General features: G+C 64.6%; 4 protein-coding genes. 1 reads left to right on the forward strand and 3 read right to left on the reverse strand.

The annotated features are described in order from the left end of the window. The first annotated feature begins 212 nt into the window (after positions 1–212). Positions 213–1382, forward strand: coding sequence for a DDE-type integrase/transposase/recombinase (locus O9271_RS18365; protein WP_298273015.1), 1170 nt, complete (start codon positions 213–215; stop codon positions 1380–1382). 49 nt (positions 1383–1431) lie between these two features. Here the strand turns inward: O9271_RS18365 and O9271_RS18370 are convergent, their stop codons facing one another. The 3 genes from O9271_RS18370 to O9271_RS18380 form a co-directional block, all read right to left on the reverse strand. Beyond that, positions 1432–2862, reverse strand: coding sequence for an amidohydrolase family protein (locus O9271_RS18370; RefSeq protein ID WP_298273017.1), 1431 nt, complete (start codon positions 2860–2862; stop codon positions 1432–1434). A gap of 212 nt (positions 2863–3074) precedes the next feature. Then, positions 3075–3440 carry a glyoxalase superfamily protein gene (locus O9271_RS18375; protein ID WP_298273019.1) on the reverse strand — a complete coding sequence of 122 codons (366 nt, stop codon included), beginning with the start codon at positions 3438–3440 and terminating at the stop codon, positions 3075–3077. Positions 3441–3642: 202 nt separating this feature from the next. Further along, positions 3643–4425, reverse strand: coding sequence for a hypothetical protein (locus O9271_RS18380; RefSeq protein WP_298273022.1), 783 nt, complete (start codon positions 4423–4425; stop codon positions 3643–3645). Positions 4426–4591 lie beyond the last annotated feature (166 nt).

Here is a 4591-nt window from a genome sequence, read left to right on the forward strand (position 1 = left end):
CTGCTCCTGCACCAGCCGGACGGCCCGCTCGCGGACCTCCGGCGAGAACGGCTTGCTGCCGCGCCCCCGGACCCCTTTGTCTTTCGTCATGCTCCCAATCTCTCAAAGCTGGGAGCCTCCGCCAAACCCGGGGCGGTTCAGTACAGGGACATGGTTAACACTTGTCCGGGGACATGGTTAACACTTTCCGAATCCCCTTCGGAGAGACGGCGATGCCCTGGCAGGAGACCGACCCCATGTTCGAGCGGCATCACTTCGCGCAGGACCTCGCGAGCGGGCAGTGGACGATGACGGAGCTGTGCGCGCGCTACGGCATCAGTCGTAACACGGGCTACAAATGGCGCGAGCGCTTTCTGTCGCTCGGGGTACGCGGCCTGGAGGAGCACAGCCGCGCGCCGCTGTCGTCGCCCAACGAGACGCCACAATCGACGATCGACCTGATTCTCGCCGAGCACAGCCGCTACGGCTGGGGGGCACGCAAGATCTTGAAGCGCCTGCAATCCACGCACCCGACGCTGGCGCTGCCGGCCCGCAGCACGATCTTCGACATCCTCGCGCGAAACGATCGCGTGCGGCGCCGACGCTCGCGTACGCATTGGAAGCACCCCGGCGCCGCACCGCTGCAGACGACCGCGCCAAACCAAGTGTGGACGATCGACTTCAAAGGGCAGTTTCGGACGCGTGATGGGGTCTACAGCTATCCGTTGACCATCGTCGATCATTTCAGTCGCTATCTGCTGTGCTGTCAGAGCTTTCCCGACGTGAAAGCGCAGGGCGTACACCGTGAGCTGCGGCGGTTGTTTCGGACCCACGGCCTGCCGGACGCCATTCGCAGCGACAACGGCGCGCCCTTCGCTTCGAACGGTATTCACGGCTTGAATCGCCTCAACGCGTGGTGGCTGCAACTGGGCATCGTGCATCAGCGCATTACGCCGGCGAGCCCCCAGGAGAACGGCGCGCACGAACGCATGCATCGGGTCCTGAAAGCGAAGGTCACCAAGCCCGCCGCGGCAAACGCGAAACTGCAGCAACGGGTGTTCAACACGTTCGTACAGACCTACAACGAGGTGCGGCCCCACGAGGCACTCAATGACGAGACCCCCGCCTCGCGCTGGCGCCCCTCCGCGAGACCGCTGCCAGCGCGCATCACCCCACCAATCTATCCGGGCCATTTCGAAATCCGTCGCGTGAGCACGGCTGGCACGTTTCGCTTACACAACGGACAACAGTTCTTAACGCAGGCACTCAACGGCGAGATGATCGGTCTCGAGGAGGTGCAAGACGGCGTCTGGAACGTGATCTACTACGAAACCTTGCTCGGTCGATTTGACGAGCGCACCCGCACCATCACCGGCGCACCGTCTCTCAAGAAAGACTGTTAACGATGTCCCCGGACAAAGTGTCACCTATCTTCCCGACTGTTCATGCCACCTACTGGCGGCGGCGCGGTGCGCGAACGGCGCGGCCTGGCGTCACCCCGTCTACCGCGCGCCCGTTCGTGACGACGGAAACGCCGCCGACGAGCACATGGGCAATCCCCACAGGCGGGAGCGTCGGCTCACGATACGTCGACTGATCCAGTACCGTCGCGGGGTCAAAGATCGTGAGGTCGGCGTCGGCGCCGAGCGCGATGCGCCCCTTGCGGCGCATGGCTGGGACGCGCGCCTCCAGTCGTTGCGCCGGCATGAGCGTCATCTTTCGCAGCGCGTCCATCAGCGAGACCGCGTGCTGCTCGCGCACGAAGCGCCCGAGCACGCGCGAGAAGGTGCCCGTCGTACGCGGATGGCCCGTGCCGTCCTGCCAGTACGCGTCGCTCCCGATCATCACCAGCGGGCTCGCGATCGCGGCGGTCACCATGGGCTCGGTATTCCTGAAGATCACCACGGGGCCGCCGATCGCCGTGTACTTCGCGAACCGCTCGCGGTTCATGCGTTCGCCCGTGCGCGGCCACTCGATCTCGGCCAACACGGAGTCCGGCGCGTTGCGATACGCATCCTGGATGGTGGCCGACTGGATTTCCGTCATCCCCGCGGTGTACGGATACGCTTCCGTCGTGACGTCCCCGCCCGCGCGCCGCGCCTCGGCAATCAGGTCAAGCATCGCCGGCGTCTCGGCGTAGCCCGCGCTGTTGATGTGGACCACGTGAAGTGCCGCCCCAGACACGCGCGCGAGGTCGAGCGCTTCCGTCAGTCCCTTCACGCCGCCTCGGATGTGTACGTGCACCGGCGTCTTCGCACGTGCCGCGACACGGAAGACGTCGAGCAGCTCCGCATGAGACGCCGACGGCGTGTACGTGAAGCCGGCACCGACGCTCACGGCCCCCGCATCGAGTCCGGCTTGGATCCGTCGCGCGATCTCCTGCGTCTCCGCCGCCGTGGCGACGTGATACGCGCCTGGCCCAACGGGCATCACGGTGCCCGAGTCGCCCAGCACCGCCATGCGCACCTTGATGTGGCCGATGCTCACGCCGTAGTTGATCCGCTGGCCGGGCGCACGGGCCGCGTACCACGCCGCGATATCGGCCGTGCCGAGTTCGAGCTCGAAGGACGACGTCACGCCATCGAGCGCCTGAAAGCGATACGTCTCCGCCGTCTGCCCATGCGCGTGCACATCGATGAAGCCGGGGGCCACCACGAGCCCCCTCGCCGCAATCGTGTCCCGTCCACGGATGGTGCCTGTCGTGACGGCCGCGATGCGGCCCGCCCGGAGGCCGAGATTGCGGACGGCGTGCAATCCGGTGGCGGGATCCATCACCGTCCCCCCGAGGATGACGCGGTCGTAGGTGGTCGTTGATTGGGCCTGCAGTCCCATCGCCGAAAGAGCCAACGTTGCAATGGCGAACCGAATCGAGGGTGCGGACACGTTTTCGGGCTCGTCTTTCTAGAGGGATCAAACACACTCGCGCACGCGCGCGAGTCAGTCGGGGTGTCTAACGCTTGGTTGTGCTGCGGCCGCTTTCACAAAATGCAGGTGGGCGGCCGCGCCGTACCTCAAGGTACGATGAAGCGCGGCCGCCCACCTGCTTCGTTGACGCGGCCGACTGTACCAACCTCCGTTAGGTTCGCGCGGGTGCGCTACCCAGCGGCCGCGATTGGCCCCATCACGAAAATGGTGTTGCCGAAGGGATCTTCAAGGTCGAACGTCCGCGCGCCCCAGTCCTCGTCGTGCGGCGGGCGGCGAAGCGGCACGCGACCGTTCCACTCGCGGAAGTACTGATCGGCGTCCGCGACCTCGAGTGACACGCACGCGTTGCGTCCGTGCCCCTCCATCGGGCAATCGAGCGTGATCGCGATGCTCCCGCGCGCGACGCCGAGCAAGCCCGTGCGCCCGTCCTCGCTGGCCTCGAACGTGGGTGTGAATCCGAGCTTGTCCACGTAGAACTCGCGCGCGCGGCGTAGGTCATCGACCGGGAGCACAGGGACTGCGCGTTCCATCGGCACCTCGAATGAAGTTGCGCCAACCTAACGCCTGAGTTCAGCTGCGGAGCGGGCGGCGTGATCCATGCCGTCGCTAGGGGCGCTGGCCCGCTCCGTCAGTTGCAACGACTCGTTAGTCGGCAGGTCGCGGTTGAGTGCCTACCAGTACGTCGGCTTACTCTGTACTTGACTCGCATACGCGATGAGCAGGCACGCGTCGGGCACACTACGCTTGCCTAGCGGAGCGAAGAGCCAACTTCAGCGTTTCTACCTCGGTACCATACTCCGACGACAATCCATCAAGTGCCGTGACCACCTGAGCCGCCAAGTCCGCGTCTGGGCGAGCCCCTGCACGAAAGGACTCCTGTAGCCGATCAAGTGCACGGGACACCATGAAGGGACGACTAAGCTTCTTGGCCAGTTGGATCATGCTCAGCGTGCTCCGGATCTCGTTTGTATACACCTTCCGTTGCCGCCACTCCTCTGCTTGCTGTTCGGCCATCTCAAGCTCAAGAGCGGTGATCTTGGTCTCAAGGATTTGCTGCGCTGCTTTCAGTCTTGCATCGACAGCAGTCGCAGCCTGGGTCGCGATCTTTGTCAACGCTACCTCGGTCCTCTTCGCATTCTCCGCGGCCTCCTCCTTCAGCTTTGCCAGATCGTCTCGAAGCCCTGCTGCAATCTCTTGACGCAACAGGAGCTTGTCCCGTTCGTAGACCCGAAAGTTCGTGAACCAGCTAAACCCGACAAGTAGGCCGACGAGTACGGTGACGCCTCCAAGCGACCAGTAGACCGTGGCTAGAAGCCGTTGGTCGTACTCACGCATTAGGGCGTTCTGCGCTCGCAAGAGGCTTATCGTCGCGGAGTCCAGTTCGCGCTGGCGTTCCGCAAGTGTGTCGCGGGCGGCCGGAGGCCGAACACTCTGAGGTAGTGCAGCCTGCGCTGGTAGCGGGTATGACAGGGCCAGCGATAGGGCGATGTATGTGATGGTGCGGAGCGCCGCAGTTCTCATGTCTTGCGATGATGTGTGTTGCCGCCTAACGCGGGCTTCTGCAGCGGGCGCTTTAACAAAATGCGCGCGAAGCGCGTTTCCGAACACGCCCGACTGCAGCAAGCATCGTTAGGCTTTGCGCGCGCCCGAGGTCCGTATCCTTCGCCAGCTGCGCCATCCCTCTCGC

It is taken from the genome of Gemmatimonas sp., assembly GCF_027531815.1.
In the GTDB taxonomy this organism is placed as follows: Bacteria; Gemmatimonadota; Gemmatimonadetes; order Gemmatimonadales; family Gemmatimonadaceae; genus Gemmatimonas.

What these genes read in the sequence shown, in the direction of transcription:
- O9271_RS18365 (WP_298273015.1), top strand. Translation starts at nt 213, where the DNA reads ATGCCCTGGCAGGAGACCGACCCCATGTTCGAGCGGCATCACTTCGCG.
- O9271_RS18380 (WP_298273022.1), bottom strand. Translation starts at nt 4,425, where the DNA reads ATGAGAACTGCGGCGCTCCGCACCATCACATACATCGCCCTATCGCTG.